The following is a 20,288-nucleotide window of genomic DNA, read 5'->3' on the forward strand; positions in this document are numbered from 1 at the left end:
ACACCTTTAAAAGTTTATTTGTATATGCTGAGTTCTTTCCTCTTTCTCTCAAGCTCGTCATTGATATCTTTTGTATATCTCCACAAACTCTCTCTCGGATTCATCCCGTCATAAATAACTGCTGAAAACGCACTGTCTATGCTTCTTGTGACATAATAGCTTCCAGGAATCTCTTCAATCTCCTTGACATATTTCCACTGTTCCATGAGATTTTTCATCTCTTCTTTATTCCAAGGAAGTCTTTGGAATGCATTTACATTTGCAGTGTTGTACCTCGCAGCAGTACCCATTAGCATCTCAAGTTCTTTACCAAATTGAGTTTGAACCTCATCAGATGTCCACCACTTCAAAAACTCCCAGGCCGCTTGCTTGTTCTTTGCTTTTTTTAGTATTATACATCCTGTACCAGATGCTCCTGTTGAGCGATCTATCTCACCGTTTGGTTTCTTGATACCTGGGATCGGCACCATTGCCCACTGGTTTCTTATTTCAGGTGCTGCTGTTGCAAGAAGATTGTATGTTGTATATGGCGCTATACCAAGTGGCATCTCGCCTGTTCTGAATCTGTTGTAAAAGTCATAAATCAAATCTAAACCATACTTTGTATAAAAATCTGTCCATTGCTTAAAAGCGGCAACTGCTTGTGGTGAATCAAGAAGCGAACGGGTTTTGTCCTTGTTGTAAAAACTTCCTCCATGCTGGAGCAAAAGCGTCGGAAATAGGTTCCTTGCACCCAAGCCCGCATCAATCGCCTCAAGTGCGTCAATCCTCTGATATGGAAGCCCTACTTCTAAGTTATATCTCTGAAGCTTTGCAATCACTGCATACATCTCATCCCAAGTTTGTGGTGGTTTTATGTTAAGCTCTTCAAATATGTCTTTTCTGTAGAACATCATGTAAAAATCCTGTGTAACAGGCAGCGCATAAACGCCACCATTATACGTATAAGGTACTAATGCTGTGGGATTAAACCTTTTTTTGACCTTATTGAAATCTTTGAACTTACTCAAGTCAACAATTGCTCCACGTGCTGCCAAGTTCACTGGCTGACCACGTGCAACTGTCAGTACCACATCTGGTCCTTTACCCGCTAATATTGCTTCAATTAAACCTGCTTGAACTAAGCTTACATTCACTTTTATATTTGTGCTTGGCGTGAATGAGTCGTTTATCATATCACGAATTATCTGTGCCTGGTCACGACCCCCACTTACCCATACTTTTATAACCTTTTGTCCTTGGTATACCTCACCTATATTTGTATAGTCTTCGACAAATGAGTAGAGAAAAGCTTTTATTGAATTAACAATCTTTGTTCCAAGGCTTGCTGTAGGTGATGGAATTTTGCTATCAGGTGATGCAACTAAAATATAGTCAATCTCCAAAGGTTGTTCTTTTCTGTACACAAGCCATGATGAAAGCCCACTCAAGCTATCTCTTAAATTGTTAATTCGTGCGGGGATTGTGTCTGGCTCCCTTGCCATGCTTCTTAGCTGTTCTGCAACTCTTTTCAAAAGTTCAGCCTCGCCACCTTTTTGCCCAGTGTACTTTTCAAAGTCTTGTGCCTGTTTTACAAGCCCTTTGCTAAGATTATTTAATGTATCAATTAAATCTGGAATCTGCTCATCCAAGTTATAGTCTCTATACAGGTCAGGGTCTCTGCCTGTTATCATGATTATCTTTCTATAAAGGTTGTTTAACTGAACAGTTATTTCCTCCACTTCAGTCAGAATCGGCGAAAGTTCACCAAGTGTTGCTTCAAGCTTTAATTCATGCTCACCTTTTGTAAGATATACAAGATAAGGTTTGCCTTTATCACCCAATGTTTTCATATACCATCTTATACTGTATGGAAACTCTATATCCTCTGCTTCTTTGAACGGCACCTTTCCATCTATGTAAAGCTTCCTGTGCGTTGACATTCCTCTTTGAAAGTTTTGTCTGCTTTTTATTACAATCTTATAAAGCCCATCCTTTGGTACTTCAAACTTCCAGCTTACCCACATGCCAGGGTACTTCCAGTTCCACTGCCCCAAAGTATTTAGTCTAATTTTTGATACGTGGAAAGGCTCTGTTGCAGGATCAGTCCTATCATACATTGGATACAAAATTGGGTCAGATTTAAGATATGGTCTTTCTGCCTGAAATCTGATCAACACGTTCTTTGCAGTAGGAAGATTTGTATAGTTCTTTGAAATCTCAGCATATGTTGGAATTTCTTCTTTGTTATATATTTTTATATACTTTATTGCAAACGGTTCGCGAATACTCACAAGCCTGATTGTATGCTCACCTTTTTCAAAGTAGAAAGAAAATAGTTTGTTATAAAACCCTTCTGTGTCAATAAAATCAGCTTCTTGCCACATTGGATACTCTTGAGTTTTTGGACGAAGGTCATTATCCCTTTTGTCTTTTCTAATTCCTGTTACATCCTTCCAAATTCGTGGAAATGTAATCTTCTGAGCCTCATTGAAAGGAAGTTTGCCATCAATCAAGATCGAAAGCTCAATACCAAGTCCTTTACCAGGAAGCTGATAATAGAGCATTGCCATGTTGTAAAGACCACTCTCAGGTATGTTTACTTTCCACTCAACAAAACCGCCTTCTTTTTCCCATACTAAAACATTCTTCTGACCAGCTAAATTGTCAAGCTTTTTCAAGGTAGTGTCGCTAAAGTTTACATAGTCAGTGGCATTTACTATAATTGTATGCTTTGGATGTGGATAGTTTTTGTACTTTGTAATATACTGCTGGATTGACAACGGCTTAGAGTCTTGCTGTGCATATGCAACACATGACAAAAGTATAACTTGGATGATACTTATAACAATCAGCAAAGATAACTTACTAAGTTTTATTAAAAATCTCTTACCCATTAAACGCAATTTTTACACCTCTTTCTACTTCCGTTTTGGCCATTATTGACGTTGACCTTAGCATGAGCTTCTTATTATAATCTGAGTTGATAACCTTACTGTTTCGAAAATGGGTATATTGTTTTCAATTCTTCTTACAATGGCTTGTGCAAGCCTTCTTCCAAGAATTTCTTTATCTATATTGACAGTTGTGAGTGGTGGGTCGACAAGAACAGACCTTTTTAAATTATCAAAACCAACAATAGCTATATCTTGGGGTATTTTGTGCCCCTTTTCTTTTAAAAACCTTATGGTAAAAATAGCAATATCATCATTTGCACAAACAAAAGCACGGGGGTATTTTGGCATTTTCTCTAAGCTCTTATCAACTTCTTCCTGAATATAATACCTAAATGGCATGTGTTCTATTATACAATATTCCTTTTCCACTTCTAATCCACTGTCTTTTAGAGCCTTTTCAAACCCAAGCCATCTTTCGTATATTGATTTACAATAAGTTATATCACCAATAAAACCTATTGGGCTATAGCCTTTTTCAATCAAAAGTTTTGTGAGTTTGTAGACACTGTTTTCACACTCAGTAAAAATAACATCTCCTTGCAGCTCTTCTAAATCAGCATAAAGTGGCGCATCATAATAGACAGTTGGCAGTTTATACTCTTTTATCTTTTCCATATACTCTTTTTCAAAAACACTCAATACAATCAAACCATCAACCTCATGATTTGTTATGTTAAGTGGAACTACTAAATTTTTTTCATCCTCATCACTTATGTAATTGTAAAATAGACTATATCCATACTTTCCAAGCTCATTGGAGATACCATTGATGATATCAATCCAAAACTCAGAAAGAGCAGCTTTTACTAAAATTGCAACTTTTTTATTTTCTCTTGAAGACCTGACCTTTTCAATTAGCTCCGGCTTGAGTTTGGGATATCCTAATTCAATAGCTTTTTTTATAACTTTTATGGCTGTCTCTTCAGCAACAGTAGCGCTATTGTTTAGAACCTTAGATACGGTGTTTCTTGAAAGGTTGAGACTTCTTGCAATATCGCTAATTGTTACCCTCTTCATTCTTATTTCCCCTACTGTTAAATTCATTATCTTTTGCCAACCCGCTCATTTAAATTTTATAATAGCAAATATAATTTGTCAATATTTTTTGCATTATTTTAATCAATTTGTTGTCGATATATGCACATCTTCTTAAGTTATCTATAGACCCCTTTTGAATTGCTATCCCTAATCAAATTTTTCTCGGTTTTATAGGTACTGTTTTTTGTCAAGACTATTTTAATAGCAGAAAACAATATCCCAAGTAGAAAAGATATATAATAGACAAAAAACGCACACTTATGTAATATGCTATGTCATTTTACTTGCACATTTATTGTGCAAATTTTGATAAATATCTTACCTTTAAAGTTATAAGGTTTTAGATAAGTCGGCAAATCTTTGTGTGATTGAAATACAATATGTCAATAGTTGTCGAAAAATGTCGAAACATAAGAGATAAATTGTCATTTTATATTTACAGTTTTTTCTTTCTTTTTGTTACAATTATTTTATTCTATTAATTAGATAGATACACTCTTTAAAATTCTAAATATGCGAAAACTTACGACTAAGCATGATATCCACACATAAAACCTGTATAAGTTATAGTTTGATAGTTCACAATATATTGTAAAAAGACTTAAAAAATTCTTGACATAAAATTGCAACGATGGTATAATAGCAGTGTAAGAAAAATGTCGAAATTTGTAGGAAGGAGGTATATGAAAAATGAAATCAACAGGTGTTGTAAGAAAGGTTGACGAGCTTGGCAGAATAGTTCTTCCTATCGAGCTCAGAAGAACTCTTGACATCGCTGAAAAGGACGCTTTAGAAATCTTTGTTGACGGTGACAAGATTATTTTAAGAAAGTATGAACCAGCTTGCATTTTCTGCGGCAATGCAAAGGATGTTATCTACTACAAGGGCAAGAACATCTGTAAAGATTGTATGGAAGAACTCAAAAAGAGCTAATCTGACAGCGGGAAAATATTTTTAAGTGAAAGGGTAGGGCTCTTTTTTAAAGAGCCCTACCCTTTATTCTTTTTTACTAAAATCTTCAATTTCAAGTGCAATTTTGTAAACTATGTTTTTGGCAACCTTCAACTCCTCAGCTACAGTTTTAACAGCTTCTTTTTTAGTAAATCCTTGAGCTATCTTTTCTTTTAAATGTCTTTTAATAAATTCAACGTCAAAGTTTTTATCCTTTTCTTTTGCATTTTCTTCAAATCCTTTTACAACAAGGACATATTCGCCTTTGGGAGGAGTTTTCTTAAAAAAATCTATAGCCTCACGTAAGGTTGTGATCATCACACTTTCATGCACTTTTGTAATTTCTTTTACTATGCTAATTTCTCTGTCTTCACCAAAAACAGCTGCCATCTGTGAAAGCGTATCCAAAAGCTTGTGAGGTGCCTCGTAAAATATCATTGTTCTTTTTTCAAATTTTAGGCTTTCGAGCTTTTCCCTTTTTGCCCGCTTATTCTTTGGTAAAAAGCCTTCAAATATAAAATTTTGAGTGTTTTGTCCAGATATTACTAAAGCACATAAAAAAGCACAAGGACCAGGAATCACTGTTACTTCAATTCCCTCTTTTATACATCTTCTTACAAGTTCATATCCAGGGTCTGAGATAAGTGGCATTCCTGCATCTGAAACCAGAGCAATCTTTTTGCCATTTTTAAGCTCTTGTATTATTCTATCTTCTTTCTCTTCTGGGCTAAACTCATGGTAAGAAACAAGCCTTTTTTTAATTCCAAAGTGGTTCAAAAGCTTTATTGTAACTCTTGTATCCTCGCAAGTTATAAAGTCTACCATATTTAGAGTATCTAATGCTCTTTTTGATATATCATCAAGGTTTCCAATTGGTGTTCCAACAATAAATAGCTTTCCACTCACTACTGCTCACTCCGCATCTTCTTTTTGAAGTTCACCATAATACTCCATCTCATCCACAAAAAGTGGTTTGTCCACCTTAAGTGTGCACTGTTTGCCCTTTTTTGCCTCAATCAAAACAAGCGAAGACTCTTTATCCTTATTTTGATGAACAAACCTTATAAGGCTTGGCTCCAACTTATAAACTCTCAAATAGTAAAGAGCATCAGTTAACCTGTCACTCCTGTAGACCATATAGAACCTTCCACCAAATTTCAAAATCTGCATAGCACTTTTTACAACATCTTCAATTGTACACATAATCTCATGGCGAGCTATGGCTTTTTTAATATTTGGATTGATTGTACCGCTGTTCACTTTTCTATAAGGTGGATTTGTAAACACAACATTGGCAAACTCTGAACCAAAGATTTTAAGAGCGTCTTTTAGGTCTGCATTTATCACCTCAATCTTGTCTTGAAGGTTGTTGATATTTCTGTTGAGAATTGCAAGCTCACATACCTCTTTTTGAATCTCTAAAGCGTACAGTTTTTTGAACTTTTTCTTCTTTGCCCAAAGTAGAATAGGAATTATCAAGTTACCCGTCCCAAACTCAACCACAATGTCATTTTTCTTTACTTCAATAAAATCACTGAGTACTACCGCATCAGTTCCATATAGGAAAAAATCTGTATCTTGATATATTGAAAAGTTGCCTATCTTTAAATTTTCCTTTCTAAGCATAGCATTACCTCTTTGTACTAAAACTTCTTTAATTTACAGTCTTGATTTTTTCTCTAAAATTCTATATGAACAGTGTTGTTTTTTTCTGCAAAAGCATTATAATATATTATAGTGTCCTTGAAAATATTTGACAATGTCAAAGAGGAGATTTGTTATGAAGATCTGTATTGTAGATGATGCCCAATTTATAAGGCAAATTCTAAAAGACATATTCATATCACTAGGGCATCAGGTTATTGCAGAATTTTCATCAGCTTCACAGCTTATCGAAAATGTTGAGGACCTAAAACCTGATATTGTCACACTTGATATCACAATGCCTGATATGGACGGGCTCACCGCAACTCGCATCTTAAAAAATATCATTCCTGATGTTAAGGTTATTATAATCTCTGCAATATCTCAGCCAGATATTGAAAAAGAAGCCAAGAAATGTGGAGCATATGAGTTTGTGCGAAAGCCATTTTCAAAACTTGCAATTGAGCATATAATAAAACAAATAGAAGATGAACAAAACAGCAAAAACGGGGCTATAAAATAAAATAGCCCCATTATGGTTTTTACTGGTCTTTTGTTTTTGTATAATGCTCAAAAATACAAATCCCTGTCACCTTGTCGTATCATCTCAAGCCTTTTTTCTGTTTCTTTTCTCATCTTTTCATCTTTTATTTGATTTAAGCTATCATATATTAATTTCCTCCCAATTTCCTTAGTTTTCTCAGAACCATAGTCCTCTAAGTATTCCATAAAAGTCAAAAGCGCATTTGGTGTGCAAAAGTCTTGAATATCACCTGTCTTTGCATATTGCATAAACAAATCCCCAGTTCTTCCTCTTCTGTAGCAAGCTGTACAGTAGCTTGGAATATAACCTGCCTCACAAAGAGTTCTTATTACCTCATCAGGACTTCTTTTATCTTCTACTTCAAACTGTGCAAGATCTTCATCTAAATCACCCGTGGATTTTCCTTGGTACTCAAGTGTATATCCACCAACACCTGTACAAGACCCAGCGCTAATTTGAGAAATTCCAAGGTCAATTACCTCTTCCCTAAACCCTGGTCTTTCACGGGTAGATAAAATCATGCCAGTGTAGGGCACAGCAAGTCGAATTATTGCAACAATTTTTTTGAACTCGTCATCAGATACTAAGTATGGATATTTCTCTTTTGTCACCTCAACACCTTCAGCAGGTCTAATCCTTGGCACAGAAATTGTATGCGGTCCAACACCAAACCTTTCTTCTAAATGCTTTGCATGTAAAATCAATCCTACAACTTCAAACTTGTAATCATAAAGCCCAAACAAAACCCCTAAACCAACATCGTCAATTCCGCCTTGCATAGCTCTGTCCATTGCCATTGTATGCCAGTCGTAATCTGATTTTGGTCCTTCGGGGTGCATGTATTCATAGGTTGGGCGATGATATGTCTCTTGGAAAAGCACATATGTGCCTATTTTTGCTTCTTTTAGCATTCTATATTCTTCAATTGTGGTTGCAGCAATGTTGACATTTACTCTTCTGATATTGCCTTTTTCCTTGTAAACAGAGTATATAGTGTTTATGGCATCTATAACATATTCAATTGGAGCTTCTTTGGGGTCTTCGCCAAGCTCAAGAGCAATTCTTTTGTGCCCAAGAGATTCAATTATCTCAACTTCTTTTCGTATCTCATCCATCGTAAGTTTTCTTCTTTTCATCTTAGTATTTGACCTGTGATAACCACAATAGCGGCAATTATTTACGCAAAAGTTGCTGATGTAAAGTGGTGCAAAAAGCACAATTCTCTTGCCATAGATTCTCTCTTTTACCTGCTTTGCAGCTTTGAAAAGTTTTTCTAAAAGGTCTTTATCATCTATATAAAGAAGTGCTGCAACTTCTTCTGGCTCAAGCCCATACAGATTCAATGCTTTCTGAATTATATCTTCTGCCCTATCTTGGTTTTGTTTTCCCTTTTCAAGAATCTCAAAAACCATCTCATCATTTATAAATTCAGCTCTTTCCCACTGGTCTTTTTTGAACATTTTCAAACCACACTCCAATCTTTATTTTGTAAGAGCACTTTTTACCTTAACACCGTTCAAAGCACCAAGCTTTCCTGTGAGCGCACCAATCTCGTCAGTTGTCCCATCAACTATTAGCGAGATTACACAAAGCCCTCTTTCTTTATAAGGTATACCCATTCTTCCAACAATAATGTCACCATGTTCACTTAGGATTTTGTTGAGCTTATCTGCCACCTCTTTTCTGTTTTCAACAACAATTCCAATAACACCAATCCTTCTTTCCATAAAAGCACCATTCTCCTTTAATGTAAAAATAAAAAATCCACCTCTCCTGACCTTTTACGTGTCCAAAGCCTTATCTTTAGCCAAAAGAGGTGGATATCTTTCTCTTCATCTTTTACATCCCCTCCTTATCAGGCCATTTTGCCCTCTAAGTCAGGAGCAAATATTTTATTTGTTAATATTATAACATACTCTTTAGAATATTAAAAGTGTACTATTGAGAATTTTTTCTTTTTTGTAAACTCAAGATGTTAGAAAGAAGGTTGTTGATATTATTTCATTTAAACAATAACTCAAATGATATATAATATAATAAATAAACACGCTCAGCGATACTCTCCCTTTTAAAAAGGAGCTGGTTTTTTTATGATATTTTTTATTATCTCCATCCTGGGCATAGCTTCGGGATTTCTCCTTTTCTCAAAAATATTTCTAGCAGACTCTAAGGACGAGTCTCTTGAACTAAATCAGAAGATTTCGGTAATAATACCTGCTCGGAATGAAGAGAAAAATCTGCCCTACCTGCTCAAAAGCCTTTTTAACCAAACTACTGTTCCTGATGAAATAATAGTTGTAGATGATTTTTCTGAAGATAATACTTCTAAGATTGCCAGGGAATTTGGCGTTAAATTAATTAAGAATCCTCCTTTGCCTCCAGGCTGGACAGGTAAAAATTGGGCTCTTTGGAACGGGTATTTAAACTCAACAGGTGATATACTGATATTCTTAGATGCTGATGTGAGATTATCCAAAGATGGTGTAGAAAGAATTGTAAAAACCCTTTTTTCAACAAATGGTGCAATTTCGGTTATACCATATCATAAGACAGAGCAGTTTTATGAAAGATTGTGTTTAATTGTTAATATTCTCGGTGTGTTTGCTTTTATGTCACCATATGAAAGAAAGAGCAGAAGCAAAGGAATGTATGGTTCTTGTATAGCAGTTTTTAGAAAAGACTACGAAAAGGTAGGCGGGCATAAAAGTATATGCGATAGAGTAACAGATGATTTAAGTCTTGGCAAGCTATTTTGCGAAAATGGAATAAAAGTTGAAAATTTTTTAGGATACGATGTTGTGGCATTTAGAATGTATCCAAATGGAATGAAAAGCCAGCTTGAAGGAATAGCAAAAAGTGCAGCTTTAAGCATGCAGCTTTTAAACACAAAGACAGTCTTTTTAATTGCCCTGTGGGCTTTTGGACTTGTCTTAACAGGTTTTTTAACACCCATTTTGCTCTACATTCATCATCCTTTAGCAATCCAGTTTTTGATAGGCTATATTCTTTATGTTGTTCAAATATTATACCTTCAAATATATATAGGCAATTTTGGCATTTTGCTTCCTATACTTCACTTTATTCCTACCGCATATTTTTTGCTGATGATTCTATATTCATTCTATCAAGTAAAATTCCTGGGCAGCATCTGTTGGAAAGGAAGACAAATTAAAGTAGGGGGTAAATGAAAATGCTTGCTGCAATCACTCTTTTGGAATTTTTCTGCGGGTCGCTGATGTTCTCCTACTGGCTTGGAAAGCTTGTTAAAAAGGATATAACAGCAGTTGGCGACGGAAATCCAGGAGCTTTTAACCTAATTCAGGCAGCTGGAGTTAAAATTGGGCTTTTGGGAGTATTCCTCGATTTTGCAAAAGGTTATTTTCCTCTTGTTTATTTTGTTGAAAAGGGATACCTGCCAAAGTCATATATTATCCCTGCTGCAATTGCACCAATCTTGGGACATGCATTTTCGCCTTTTTTGAGATTTAAAGGAGGAAAATCCATTGCAACTACATTTGGAGTGTGGAGTGCAACAACCAAGTTTAGAGTGTCTTTTTTCTATGCAATTGTTTTAGCACTTCTTTTTGTAATCGCAAAAAAGCTAAAGCACGGCGGCTCTACCACAACCGAAGAAGACGCTTTCATGGTTGTGTTAGGATTTTTGATTGTAGGTGTTTACCTTTATCTTCTTGATTTTTCTGCATACCTTTTGACACTTTGGTTTTTAAATTTGCTTGTTATGGTCTATAAGAATAAAGAAAAGCTCTCAACATTCTACTCTGCTATTACAAACAAAGAGCATGAATTGAAGAAATAAACTATTAATAGCCAATTGTTCAACATTTAGTAACCTTTCTTCTGAAAATGTTTTATATCCTAAACAACGACTTCTGTTTTTGTAAATAATAAGGTATAATTTTAAATAAGAGAATTCAACAGATGCTAAGAAAGGAGAAGGACAAACGTATGCATAAAAAATGGTGGAAAGAAGCTGTTGTTTATCAAATCTACCCGAGAAGCTTTTATGACTCAAACGGTGATGGAATTGGGGATTTGCCAGGAATTATCCAGAAGCTTGACTATTTAAAAGAGCTTGGGGTTGACGTAATCTGGTTAAATCCAATTTATAAATCTCCAAATGCCGACAATGGATATGACATTAGTAGCTATTATGATATTATGGATGAATTTGGAACAATGGAAGACTTCGACAAGCTTTTGCAAGAGGCTCATAAACGCGGAATAAAAATTGTGATGGATTTAGTAGTAAATCACACCTCTGATGAACACAAATGGTTTTTAGAGTCCAGAAAATCAAAAGACAATCCTTACAGAGATTTTTATTTCTGGCGACCTGGCAAAAATGGAGGGCCACCTAATAACTGGACATCCTTTTTCAGTGGTCCTGCTTGGGAATACGATGAGCTGACAGGAGAATATTATCTTCACCTTTTTGCTGTAAAGCAACCAGACCTTAATTGGGACAATCCAAAAGTCAGACAAGAAATTTACAAAATGATGAAGTGGTGGCTTGACAAGGGCATAGACGGTTTTAGAATGGATGTAATAAACCTCATTTCAAAAGTTGAAGGGCTGCCAGATGATAAAGAAGGTGAAAAGCAAGGAGGTCTAATTGGCTTTAGATATTATGCCAACGGTCCAAGAGTGCATGAATATCTTCAGGAAATGAACAGAGAAGTTCTTAGCAAATATGATATCATGACAGTTGGCGAAACCCCATTTGTCACACCCGAAATTGCAAAGCTATATGTGGAGTATGACAGAAATGAGCTTAATATGCTCTTTCATTTTGAACATATGGATATGGACTGTAGCGGCAGCAAGTGGAACATAAAACCGTGGAAACTTACTGATTTGAAAAAGATAATGTACAAGTGGTATTTGGCATTAAAAGACAAGGGCTGGAATTCACTTTATCTTAACAACCATGACCAGCCAAGGATGGTCTCACGTTTTGGAAACGACAAAGAATACAGGGTTGAATCTGCAAAGCTTTTAGCAACCCTGCTTCACACATGGCAAGGAACACCCTACATTTACCAAGGCGAAGAGATTGGTATGACAAACTGCAAGTTTGAAAGTATTGATGAGTTCAGAGATATCGAAACACTCAACTGGTACAAAGAGATGAAAAAGCTTGGAAAATCAGATGAAGAGCTTTTAGAAATCTTAAATAAAAGAAGCAGAGACCATGCACGAACACCAATGCAGTGGGATGATTCTGAAAACGCAGGATTTACAAAAGGCACCCCATGGATAAAGGTAAATCCAAATTATAAGGAAATAAATGTTAAAAAAGCTTTGGAAGATAAAAATTCGGTGTTTTATTACTATAAGAAATTGATTGAACTTAGAAAAAAGCATCCTGTCATTGTATATGGCGATGTACAAATGCTTTATGAGGACGATGAAAAGATCTTTGCATATACAAGAAATTATGAAGGTGAAAGGCTTCTTGTTGTCATGAACTTTTCCGAAGAAGAAAGTGAGTTTTTAGCACCAAAAGAAATATTTACTCAAAAACCTGAGCTTTTAATTAGCAACTATGAAGTAGATGATAACATTCAAGAAAAAATTGTTTTAAAACCCTATGAAGCAAGGGTATATAAAATATAAGAGGGTGACTTTCAAAAGGGCTGTTTAAAAAAGGTAAAAGAAGATTGAAACAACAGCCCTCTTTACTTTTTATAAAAAATTTTACTTGACAAATTTTAATGTTGAAAATATAATAAAATTGTAATAAGTACAATCTAAAATTAAATCCACAAGGGGGAAGTAAAAATTTCTGATTTGGCTTTTTTAAAACGCAAGCTATTACAAAAGGGAATAAAACCATCGCTGATAAGGCTTAAGGTTTACGAATACTTGGCAGATCACAAAACTCATCCAACAGTAGATGAGATTTACAGTAGCTTGGTCCTTGAGATTCCTACACTTTCAAAAACGTCTGTGTACAACACTTTAAGTTTATTTGTAGAAAAAGGACTTGCACAGATAATTACAATTGAAGAAAATATTGCACGCTTTGATGCAGATACATCAGTGCATGGTCATTTTCAGTGCAAAAGCTGTGGCAAAATTTATGATTTTTCAGTAAAACCAGATTCTATTCAATCTTCTCTTTCTTCTGAATTTATTGTTGATGAGATTTACGTCTACTATAAGGGCACCTGCCCTTATTGTAAAAATAAAAAAAATTAAATTTTGGGAGGTTGAGTTTTGAAATGAAAGATTTGAAAGGAACGCAGACAGAAAAGAACTTATGGGCAGCATTTGCTGGTGAGTCTCAGGCAAGAAACAAATATACTTACTTTGCATCACAGGCAAGAAAAGAGGGCTATGAGCAGATCGCAGCAATCTTTGAAGAGACAGCTGAAAATGAAAAGGAACATGCAAAGCTATTTTTCAAGTTCTTAAACGGAATTGGTAACACTCAAGAAAACCTCAAAGCTGCTGCAGAAGGTGAACATTACGAATGGTCTGAGATGTACAAAGAGTTTGCTAAAGTTGCAAGAGAAGAAGGTTTTGATGAGATTGCAACTGCATTTGAGTTTGTTGCAAAGGTTGAGGAAAAGCATGAAGAAAGATACAGAAAGCTTCTTGAAAATGTTGAAAACGGCAAAGTATTTGTAAAAGACGATGTTGTTGTTTGGAAGTGCAGAAACTGCGGCTATGTACATGTTGGCAAAGAAGCTCCAAAGGTATGCCCAACCTGCAAACATCCACAGTCATTTTTTGAAATTAGAGCTGAGAATTATTAATGATAAGTAGTTGACAAAATTAATAAATAGGCTGTCGCAGTAAAAATGTGCGACAGCCTAAAATTTTGTAGATTTTTGTCATTGTTTGCTATCTGTTTAAAATTATCTTTTTCTTTCTCTCATACTCTTCCTCAGATATCTCGCCATTTGCAAATCTGGTATTTAAAATTCGCAATGCTTCATCATCTGCCTCTGATTTTGACAAAGTATCTCTTTTAGTCTGCAAATATATATGGCTCAGCTTATTTACAACATAAATAATCAAAGCAACAAAGATAATTAGAAACAGTATACCCATTATCCATCCTCCAATCATGTGAAATCCCCAAAGACCGTCAAAATCTCTATAGAAATATCTCATCATGTGATTTTCATCTCCTTTCACAATTTAGTTTTTTGATTTCAATATTATAATACCCCTTTAATGTGAAGAAAGTATGATTAAATTGTAAAGAAGGTGTAAAGAGATTTTTTGAAATTTAATAAATCAAATGACTTAGAGAGATATTCCACGGTTTTATTTGTTATTTCAAAAATTTCTTGACAGTTTAACTTCTATTGTATATACTTGACATATACACAGTTTTTTAATCAAAATCTGCGAGGGGGTAAATGTTTTGAAAAGGAAAACCTTATTAAACGTAAGTATTGTATTTGTCTTGCTTTTGAGTTTACTTCTAAGCTGTGTCGCATATTCTCAAACGGTTTCTACTCCTCTTTTTAAAGCGGGCTTAGCTTATGCTCAGGCTCAGGGTAGCAAAACTATTGATGAAGAGTTCAGAATTGATTTGAGGTATTCTGCAGGAAACAATGCAACAGCAGATAACAAAAAATTAGAAGAGTTTTTCAAAAAGATGTACATCAAAGGCAGAGTTGTTTCAGATGTCTCAAAATACGAAAGTAGTATGCAAATTGCTCTTTATTACAATAATAAAGAACTTTTAAAAGGTTCAATTTATGTTAACAAAGAATATGTTGCGTATAACTTCCCACAAATTTATTCAAAGCCACTTTATGTGAAGCTAAGCGAAGCATATGCCAATATGCCTGTACAGATTGATGTAAACAAGTATATAAAACTTTTTGATATTCAAAACAATCCTCAGCTTCAAGCTCTTCTTGCAAGCTATGCAGATGTTGTTTTACCAAAACTTGCATCTTGTGCAAAGCTATCTAGCCAAAAAGTTGAACTTACATTTAGCAATGGTAAGAAAGAAAACTGTGATGAGATTATTTTCGAATTCAATAAGAACTCTTCCATTGACCTTTTAAAAGCCATTTTGACAAAAGCTGCTGATGACAAGGCAACAAAAGAGTTTGTTTTAAACGTTGCAAAGACAATACTTGAAGATTCACAAGCCATCCTAAATGCTCAGCAGTTAAATAAAACTACTACCTTAAACATTGATGAAATAATAAAGCAAGCTGAAGCTAATTATTCACAGTCAATAAAAGAGGTTGTTTACCAATTAGATAAAATGAGTCCACAAATTCCTCCATTTACTCTGCAGTATAGAATGATGGTTGACAGCAAAAACAATTTTAAAGGTGAAAGGTTGTATTTCTACTTAAAAGATTCTAACAATTTAAAGGTAATGTTTGATTTAAAAGGTGTTATCAATTCCCTAAATCAACCAGTTAATATAACAAAGATTGATATATCGAAGGGTGTAGATATAAGCAAGCTTTCAGACAAAGATTTTGAAACAATGATGAAAAACGTTGAAAATATATTCAAAATGGCTGGAATTTCTATTACTAAATAACATCTTTTAAGACTTTAAAACTAAAAGAGGAGTTATTCTAAGATGCAATAACTCCTCTTTATTTTTATTTTTTAATTTTTTATTTCTGATTTTCTCCTGAAAAAATATCTCATTGGCGCGTACATTAAGATAATTCCAATTAATAGCATAAATATATAATACATTATTGGCAAGTAACTTTCTGTACTTTCATTTATGTTATACACCAAACTAATAAGTCCAAAAGAGTTACTAACAGCATGAAATATAATAGAGTTCCATATTGAATTTGTACAGTACAAAACAAACGCTGAAAATATTCCAGCAAAAAAAGCATCCATTCCCTGATATAAATCAAAGTGAAACAATCCAAAAAGTAGTGCTTGAACAGTTACTGCTAAAAATATATTTATCTGATTTCTAAGCATCGTACCAAAAATTAAACCTCTGAACATTAACTCCTCAAAAAATGGTGCTGCTATCACAATTGCAAATATTACCAGCTCTGTTTTAGTGTTGTCAATAAATCTTTGCATCGAATTTTCATATTCTTCTCTGAAAGGAGTTATTATACCTTTTGAGTCTAAAATAGTATAAATAGCACTAATAACAAATGAATAAGCTGTTGCCAACACTATTGTGAAAACAGCATCTTTAAAAGTTATTTTTCGAAAATTACATATCTCTAAAATATTTATTTTTCTTCTCTTCAGAGAAATTGTTGTAAATACTAAAAATAACAGGAAAGTCCCGATGTAATATATAATAGGAGAAATTATGTTTTCAGATTTATCGTTGTTAAATATAAAAGTTATAACCGCCATCACAATAGTACTTAGCACTAACAATCCAATGTATTTAACCACTTCCTTTAACGTGCTTGAAATCATTCTTCAGCCCCTTCCTTTCTACAGTATTGATTCAACTACCACATAACAAAAATTAATTTGAATATCTCTACCACCTTTTGTAAGGAATAATGGTTTTCTCATTGTTCTTTATAGTCTCTTCCCTCTCATAATCTTTCGCAATTTCAAATCTAACAAGCCACAAAATAACATCAACTATTACTAATCCTATTAAAAAATAGAGTTTATATTTTTTAAGCCAAAAATAGTGGACAAATCCTAAGCCAGTACCTAAAGCCATATACACCAAATACCAAAGCCCTGTACCTTTTTTGCCCTGTGTCGGCTCTTGTACTGCCCTTGAAAAAGGCATTTGCTGGGTTGCAAGTGGAAATACTAAAAGAGAAAAGAATATTAATACAAAAAACATTGTTAAATAGTCAATTATTGAATTACGTATTAAAACAAAAAGTATTATTGAAAGTATAATGAATAGTCTAACACCTATTGTAAAGACAAAAGCTAAATACGCTCCTTTTTTAATATCAAAAGGTTTTTTTATCGGTAAAACCTGATATATCCATGCAGCGTTTTTGTTGGTTGTTCTCTGTACCATCTGAAATATCGAAATCATACCTGTTATAAAAACATACATTGAATAATAAAAGAAAAATTCTTTTGAAATAACATCAAGGACCGATTTTTTCTGAAAAGCTTCTCTTATTACCGGCGCTATGGCAATTACCAAAAATGATGCAAGGCTTGGATATATACTGCTTTTTAAGTACCTGTCTCTTTTTAGCTGAGCTTTTGCAAATATATATGAAGCTCTTTGGACCCCATTTCTTAACAAAACATTGCTTATAAATCCCACTTTGTAGATTTTTGGTTTTACTTCAATCTCACCTGCGTTTAGTTTTACAAGATTTTTTTCTAAAATCTTGCCTGTATAAGAAATATGAAGATATACCAAAAACAGTGTAATTACTATTGCCATAACCCCGAAAGAGAGATTCAATAAACTTCTATTGCTTCCATACAAATACTCAAATAAACTTGCAAACCATGATGTTGGTAAAATATACAGCCACCAAGAATGTACTTTTGAAAAATTGGCTTTTACAACTGCTTCAAATATTTGCCCCGACAGCTGGTAAAAAATAGTAAAAACAACCATCAAAGTAATCTGAAAACCCACTATGACATCTCTTAGCTTTTCACCATCAAAATACACTAAAATACCTGCATATAAAAGGTTACATAAGCAGTATGAGAACAAAAGTACAAGCAGATAGATTAACAACAATAGAATGAAGAATGCCAATTTATACTTTATAGCCCCCAAAATTAAAGAAAGAAGAAATATCAAAAATGTTCTTGAAAAAAGCATAACAACAATAAAATATGTTTTCGCAAAAGCATATGTCTTATCATCAACCGGTTTTGTCAAAATAATATTCTTCTCTGTAATGTCTAATATAAACCACGAAAAGTCTGATATTATAGTTGAGACAACTAAAAAAAGCAAAATCATAATGTTAAGTGAAATCCTCACAAACATTGTACTGTTGATTAAAAGAAACACCGCAGGGATAAAACCTATGAAAAATTGAAGAATGATATAGAAAATCTTTGACAATTTATCTGCAACAGAAGACTTCTGCAGGGTGGGCACACTTCTTTTTGCCACTAAAAATTTGTATCGCAAAAGAATTTTTAAAGTGGCATAATCAATACCTGCTTTTTTTATAAAAGGCAAAAACAAATCCAACAGTCTCACTGCAATACTATCTCTCATCTTTTTCACCCTTCATTACCTTTACAATTTCTTTTGCAATCTCCTGATGATTAGTAAATCCTGTTAGCTCATTGAAAAGCTGCTCTAAATTACTTTGTTTAAGTTTCTGTGCAAGTTCTTCAAAAGGACCGTCTGCAACAATTGTACCTTTGTTTAAGAGAATAATCCTGTCGCTCACTTTCTCAACAACTTCCATAATATGAGAAGAGTAAAAAATGGTTTTGCCCTCTTTCTTTAGTTCTTTCATAAGCTCTTTGAAGATTGTTGCTGAGTTTGCATCAAGACCTGTCAAGGGTTCATCAAAGAACAAAAGATCAGGGTTGTGAATTAAACTTGAAATAATTGCAAGTTTTTGTTTCATACCTTTTGAGTATGTAGAAAGCCTTGAATTTATAGCATCTTTCAAATCAAAAATTTCAATGAGCTCTAACGATCTTTTTTTAACTGTCTCCTCATCAAGACCGTAAAGCTGACCCACAAAATTTAAGTATTCCATTGCCGTAAGACTTTCATAAAGCTCAATTACCTCTGGAACATATCCTATTCTTTTTTTGTAAAGATACTTTCCTCTAATGTCCTCACCAAAAATCTCAACCTTGCCTTTGTAATTTGTAATAATCCCCAAAAAGATTTTAATTGTAGTGCTCTTGCCTGCTCCATTTGGTCCGATGTACCCTATAATCTGCCCAGCCTCAACTTCAAAGCTGATTCCATTTAGCACATTTCCCTGACCATAGTCCATGTAAAGCTCACTTACAGACAAAATTTTGCTCAATTTTATCACCTTTGAAATCAATTGTTTTTACAAAATAATAATACCACAATTAGCTTCGTTTAAAAACAAAAAGGCTAAAACCTCTGTTTCCCCATCCAGAAGCTTTAGCCCTAATAAGCATTATTATTCAACTCTCTTTTATCCTCATTCTAACATCTCCATAAGATACATAAATATTCTGTCATTCAAGTAGAAAATCTGTTCATGTCCAAAGTCAGGATAAATTAGCATTTGCTTTTTGCTCTGAATCTTGTTATACGCAGCAAACTGAGTAGATGGCGGGCATATTGTGTCCATTAACCCTGTTACCATCAAAACTTCTGCCTTTATCCACTTTGCAAGGTGCTGAACGTCTATGTACCCAAGTTTTGTAAATATTTCATCTTCCCTTTCATGAAGAGGGTCTCTAAACCTGAAATATGTTCTAATTTCTTCATACGCATCCTTTGCAAGGTCCATCTCCCACACTCTTTTGTAATCACACAAGAAAGGATATACTGATATCACTCTTGATACATAAGGTGAAAGCGCACCACACGCCAGTGCCAAGCCACCACCTTGTGAAAATCCCATTGCGGCAATTTTGCTGCTGTCTACATCTGGCATATTGGCAATTATCTTTGCAAGCTCAGCTGTGTCCAAGAAAATCTGTCTGTATAAAAGGTCTTCTTTGTCTCCATCTAAGCCTCTTATAATATGTCCATGGACAGTATTTCCTTTGACCCCGCCAACATCTTCTGAATAGCCATTTTGACCTCTCACATCCATTGCAGCAACTACAAAACCAGCTGCTGCCAAAGCAAACTTGTCGCTCCAATCACCTGAATACCAAGCATATCCATGAAAACTTAACACTGCTGGGCAAGGTTTTTCAATCTTTTTGGGCTTTATAAGTTGTGATCTTATTCTCGCACCTTTTACCCCTGTGAAATAGAGGTTGTAGCACTCTGCATAAGGTGCTTCAATTGAAGTTTCTTTTACAATTTCAACCTGCGGATCAACATCGTCCATCTCTTTTAAAGCTTTTTGCCAGTATTCGTCAAAATCGGGCGGGCATGGATTTGTTCCCATGTAGGTTTTGAGCTGATCAAGCGGCATATCAAATACCATAACTGAATCTACCACCTTTCGTTTTTGTTCTCATCTTTTATTTTACAACTACTGGTGGCAGCAGTTATATCTTAATTTTTTTAGGCTTGTCTCAATATTTTGATAAAATCTGTCCAT

Annotated in this window: 19 protein-coding genes; 8 read left to right on the top strand and 11 right to left on the bottom strand. The window is 34.4% G+C overall.

The genetic code is table 11. The features are described from left to right. Positions 1-14 precede the first annotated feature (14 nt). Both PGC14_RS10895 and PGC14_RS10900 read right to left on the bottom strand, forming a co-directional pair. The gene (locus PGC14_RS10895; RefSeq protein ID WP_271628919.1) at positions 15-2,876 is read right to left on the bottom strand and encodes an extracellular solute-binding protein; all 2,862 of its coding nucleotides are present in this window, start codon (positions 2,874-2,876) and stop codon (positions 15-17) included. Between the two features lie 57 nt (positions 2,877-2,933). Beyond that, entirely contained in the window at positions 2,934-3,953 is a 1,020-nt protein-coding gene (locus PGC14_RS10900; RefSeq protein WP_039766722.1) for a LacI family DNA-binding transcriptional regulator, read from the bottom strand. Positions 3,954-4,664: 711 nt separating this feature from the next. Here PGC14_RS10900 and PGC14_RS10905 point away from each other — a divergent pair. Further along, positions 4,665-4,907: an AbrB/MazE/SpoVT family DNA-binding domain-containing protein gene (locus tag PGC14_RS10905; RefSeq protein WP_011917919.1), complete on the top strand. Its 243-nt coding sequence runs from the start codon at positions 4,665-4,667 to the stop codon at positions 4,905-4,907. A gap of 63 nt (positions 4,908-4,970) precedes the next feature. Here the strand turns inward: PGC14_RS10905 and rsmI are convergent, their stop codons facing one another. Beyond that, on the bottom strand, positions 4,971-5,831 hold the full coding sequence (rsmI, locus tag PGC14_RS10910; protein ID WP_271628920.1) for a 16S rRNA (cytidine(1402)-2'-O)-methyltransferase: 861 nt from the start codon (positions 5,829-5,831) through the stop codon (positions 4,971-4,973). A gap of 6 nt (positions 5,832-5,837) precedes the next feature. After that, positions 5,838-6,551: a tRNA1(Val) (adenine(37)-N6)-methyltransferase gene (locus PGC14_RS10915; protein WP_271628921.1), complete on the bottom strand. Its 714-nt coding sequence runs from the start codon at positions 6,549-6,551 to the stop codon at positions 5,838-5,840. A gap of 154 nt (positions 6,552-6,705) precedes the next feature. On the opposite strand from PGC14_RS10915, the gene PGC14_RS10920 reads away from it, so the two are divergent. After that, complete coding sequence (locus tag PGC14_RS10920) at positions 6,706-7,092, top strand: response regulator (protein WP_011917922.1); 387 nt, start codon at positions 6,706-6,708, stop codon at positions 7,090-7,092. 47 nt (positions 7,093-7,139) lie between these two features. Here PGC14_RS10920 and hydG read toward each other — a convergent pair whose 3' ends face one another. Beyond that, positions 7,140-8,573, bottom strand: a complete 1,434-nt coding sequence (gene hydG, locus PGC14_RS10925; protein ID WP_039766713.1) for a [FeFe] hydrogenase H-cluster radical SAM maturase HydG — start codon at positions 8,571-8,573, stop codon at positions 7,140-7,142. A gap of 21 nt (positions 8,574-8,594) precedes the next feature. Next, a complete protein-coding gene (locus tag PGC14_RS10930) occupies positions 8,595-8,840 on the bottom strand; it encodes a TM1266 family iron-only hydrogenase system putative regulator (RefSeq protein WP_039766711.1) in 246 nt (81 codons plus the stop codon). 363 nt (positions 8,841-9,203) lie between these two features. Between PGC14_RS10930 and PGC14_RS10935 the strand changes: the two genes are divergently transcribed. The 5 genes from PGC14_RS10935 to rbr all read left to right on the top strand — a co-directional run bounded on the left by PGC14_RS10935 (position 9,204) and on the right by rbr (position 13,895). Then, the gene (locus PGC14_RS10935; protein WP_271628922.1) at positions 9,204-10,301 is read left to right on the top strand and encodes a glycosyltransferase; all 1,098 of its coding nucleotides are present in this window, start codon (positions 9,204-9,206) and stop codon (positions 10,299-10,301) included. A 2-nt stretch (positions 10,302-10,303) separates the two neighbouring features. Then, complete coding sequence (locus PGC14_RS10940) at positions 10,304-10,930, top strand: glycerol-3-phosphate acyltransferase (protein WP_011917926.1); 627 nt, start codon at positions 10,304-10,306, stop codon at positions 10,928-10,930. 149 nt (positions 10,931-11,079) lie between these two features. Then, positions 11,080-12,750, top strand: coding sequence for a glycoside hydrolase family 13 protein (locus tag PGC14_RS10945; RefSeq protein WP_271629882.1), 1,671 nt, complete (start codon positions 11,080-11,082; stop codon positions 12,748-12,750). A gap of 174 nt (positions 12,751-12,924) precedes the next feature. Then, entirely contained in the window at positions 12,925-13,335 is a 411-nt protein-coding gene (locus tag PGC14_RS10950) for a Fur family transcriptional regulator (protein WP_271628923.1), read from the top strand. Positions 13,336-13,358: 23 nt separating this feature from the next. Further along, positions 13,359-13,895, top strand: a complete 537-nt coding sequence (rbr, locus tag PGC14_RS10955) for a rubrerythrin (RefSeq protein ID WP_271628924.1) — start codon at positions 13,359-13,361, stop codon at positions 13,893-13,895. Between the two features lie 88 nt (positions 13,896-13,983). Here rbr and PGC14_RS10960 read toward each other — a convergent pair whose 3' ends face one another. Further along, on the bottom strand, positions 13,984-14,259 hold the full coding sequence (locus tag PGC14_RS10960) for an SHOCT domain-containing protein (protein ID WP_422653028.1): 276 nt from the start codon (positions 14,257-14,259) through the stop codon (positions 13,984-13,986). A 253-nt stretch (positions 14,260-14,512) separates the two neighbouring features. On the opposite strand from PGC14_RS10960, the gene PGC14_RS10965 reads away from it, so the two are divergent. Then, positions 14,513-15,661 (top strand): hypothetical protein, encoded by a 1,149-nt coding sequence (locus PGC14_RS10965; RefSeq protein ID WP_271628926.1) that lies wholly within the window; start codon positions 14,513-14,515, stop codon positions 15,659-15,661. Positions 15,662-15,732: 71 nt separating this feature from the next. On the opposite strand, the gene PGC14_RS10970 is transcribed toward PGC14_RS10965, so the two are convergent. The 4 genes from PGC14_RS10970 to PGC14_RS10985 all read right to left on the bottom strand — a co-directional run bounded on the left by PGC14_RS10970 (position 15,733) and on the right by PGC14_RS10985 (position 20,171). Beyond that, positions 15,733-16,530, bottom strand: coding sequence for a CPBP family intramembrane glutamic endopeptidase (locus tag PGC14_RS10970; protein WP_271628927.1), 798 nt, complete (start codon positions 16,528-16,530; stop codon positions 15,733-15,735). A gap of 67 nt (positions 16,531-16,597) precedes the next feature. Beyond that, complete coding sequence (locus PGC14_RS10975) at positions 16,598-18,286, bottom strand: hypothetical protein (protein ID WP_271628928.1); 1,689 nt, start codon at positions 18,284-18,286, stop codon at positions 16,598-16,600. Next, complete coding sequence (locus tag PGC14_RS10980; RefSeq protein ID WP_271628929.1) at positions 18,276-19,061, bottom strand: ABC transporter ATP-binding protein; 786 nt, start codon at positions 19,059-19,061, stop codon at positions 18,276-18,278. Before PGC14_RS10980 ends, PGC14_RS10975 begins: the two co-directional genes overlap by 11 nt. A 144-nt stretch (positions 19,062-19,205) precedes the next feature. Next, positions 19,206-20,171, bottom strand: coding sequence for an acetylxylan esterase (locus PGC14_RS10985; protein ID WP_011917935.1), 966 nt, complete (start codon positions 20,169-20,171; stop codon positions 19,206-19,208). Positions 20,172-20,288 lie beyond the last annotated feature (117 nt).

Origin of the sequence: Caldicellulosiruptor sp. DIB 104C (assembly GCF_028198085.1) — a bacterium.
Classification (GTDB): Bacteria; Bacillota; Thermoanaerobacteria; order Caldicellulosiruptorales; family Caldicellulosiruptoraceae; genus Caldicellulosiruptor; species Caldicellulosiruptor saccharolyticus.

Bases quoted from the DNA above. Each gene is read 5' to 3' on its own strand.
- PGC14_RS10895 (WP_271628919.1), bottom strand. From the start codon at position 2,876: ATGGGTAAGAGATTTTTAATAAAACTTAGTAAGTTATCTTTGCTGATT.
- PGC14_RS10900 (WP_039766722.1), bottom strand. From the start codon at position 3,953: ATGAAGAGGGTAACAATTAGCGATATTGCAAGAAGTCTCAACCTTTCA.
- PGC14_RS10905 (WP_011917919.1), top strand. From the start codon at position 4,665: ATGAAATCAACAGGTGTTGTAAGAAAGGTTGACGAGCTTGGCAGAATA.
- PGC14_RS10915 (WP_271628921.1), bottom strand. From the start codon at position 6,551: ATGCTTAGAAAGGAAAATTTAAAGATAGGCAACTTTTCAATATATCAA.
- PGC14_RS10920 (WP_011917922.1), top strand. From the start codon at position 6,706: ATGAAGATCTGTATTGTAGATGATGCCCAATTTATAAGGCAAATTCTA.
- hydG (WP_039766713.1), bottom strand. From the start codon at position 8,573: ATGTTCAAAAAAGACCAGTGGGAAAGAGCTGAATTTATAAATGATGAG.
- PGC14_RS10930 (WP_039766711.1), bottom strand. From the start codon at position 8,840: ATGGAAAGAAGGATTGGTGTTATTGGAATTGTTGTTGAAAACAGAAAA.
- PGC14_RS10935 (WP_271628922.1), top strand. From the start codon at position 9,204: ATGATATTTTTTATTATCTCCATCCTGGGCATAGCTTCGGGATTTCTC.
- PGC14_RS10940 (WP_011917926.1), top strand. From the start codon at position 10,304: ATGCTTGCTGCAATCACTCTTTTGGAATTTTTCTGCGGGTCGCTGATG.
- PGC14_RS10945 (WP_271629882.1), top strand. From the start codon at position 11,080: ATGCATAAAAAATGGTGGAAAGAAGCTGTTGTTTATCAAATCTACCCG.
- rbr (WP_271628924.1), top strand. From the start codon at position 13,359: ATGAAAGATTTGAAAGGAACGCAGACAGAAAAGAACTTATGGGCAGCA.
- PGC14_RS10960 (WP_422653028.1), bottom strand. From the start codon at position 14,259: ATGATGAGATATTTCTATAGAGATTTTGACGGTCTTTGGGGATTTCAC.
- PGC14_RS10970 (WP_271628927.1), bottom strand. From the start codon at position 16,530: ATGATTTCAAGCACGTTAAAGGAAGTGGTTAAATACATTGGATTGTTA.
- PGC14_RS10975 (WP_271628928.1), bottom strand. From the start codon at position 18,286: ATGAGAGATAGTATTGCAGTGAGACTGTTGGATTTGTTTTTGCCTTTT.
- PGC14_RS10985 (WP_011917935.1), bottom strand. From the start codon at position 20,171: ATGGTATTTGATATGCCGCTTGATCAGCTCAAAACCTACATGGGAACA.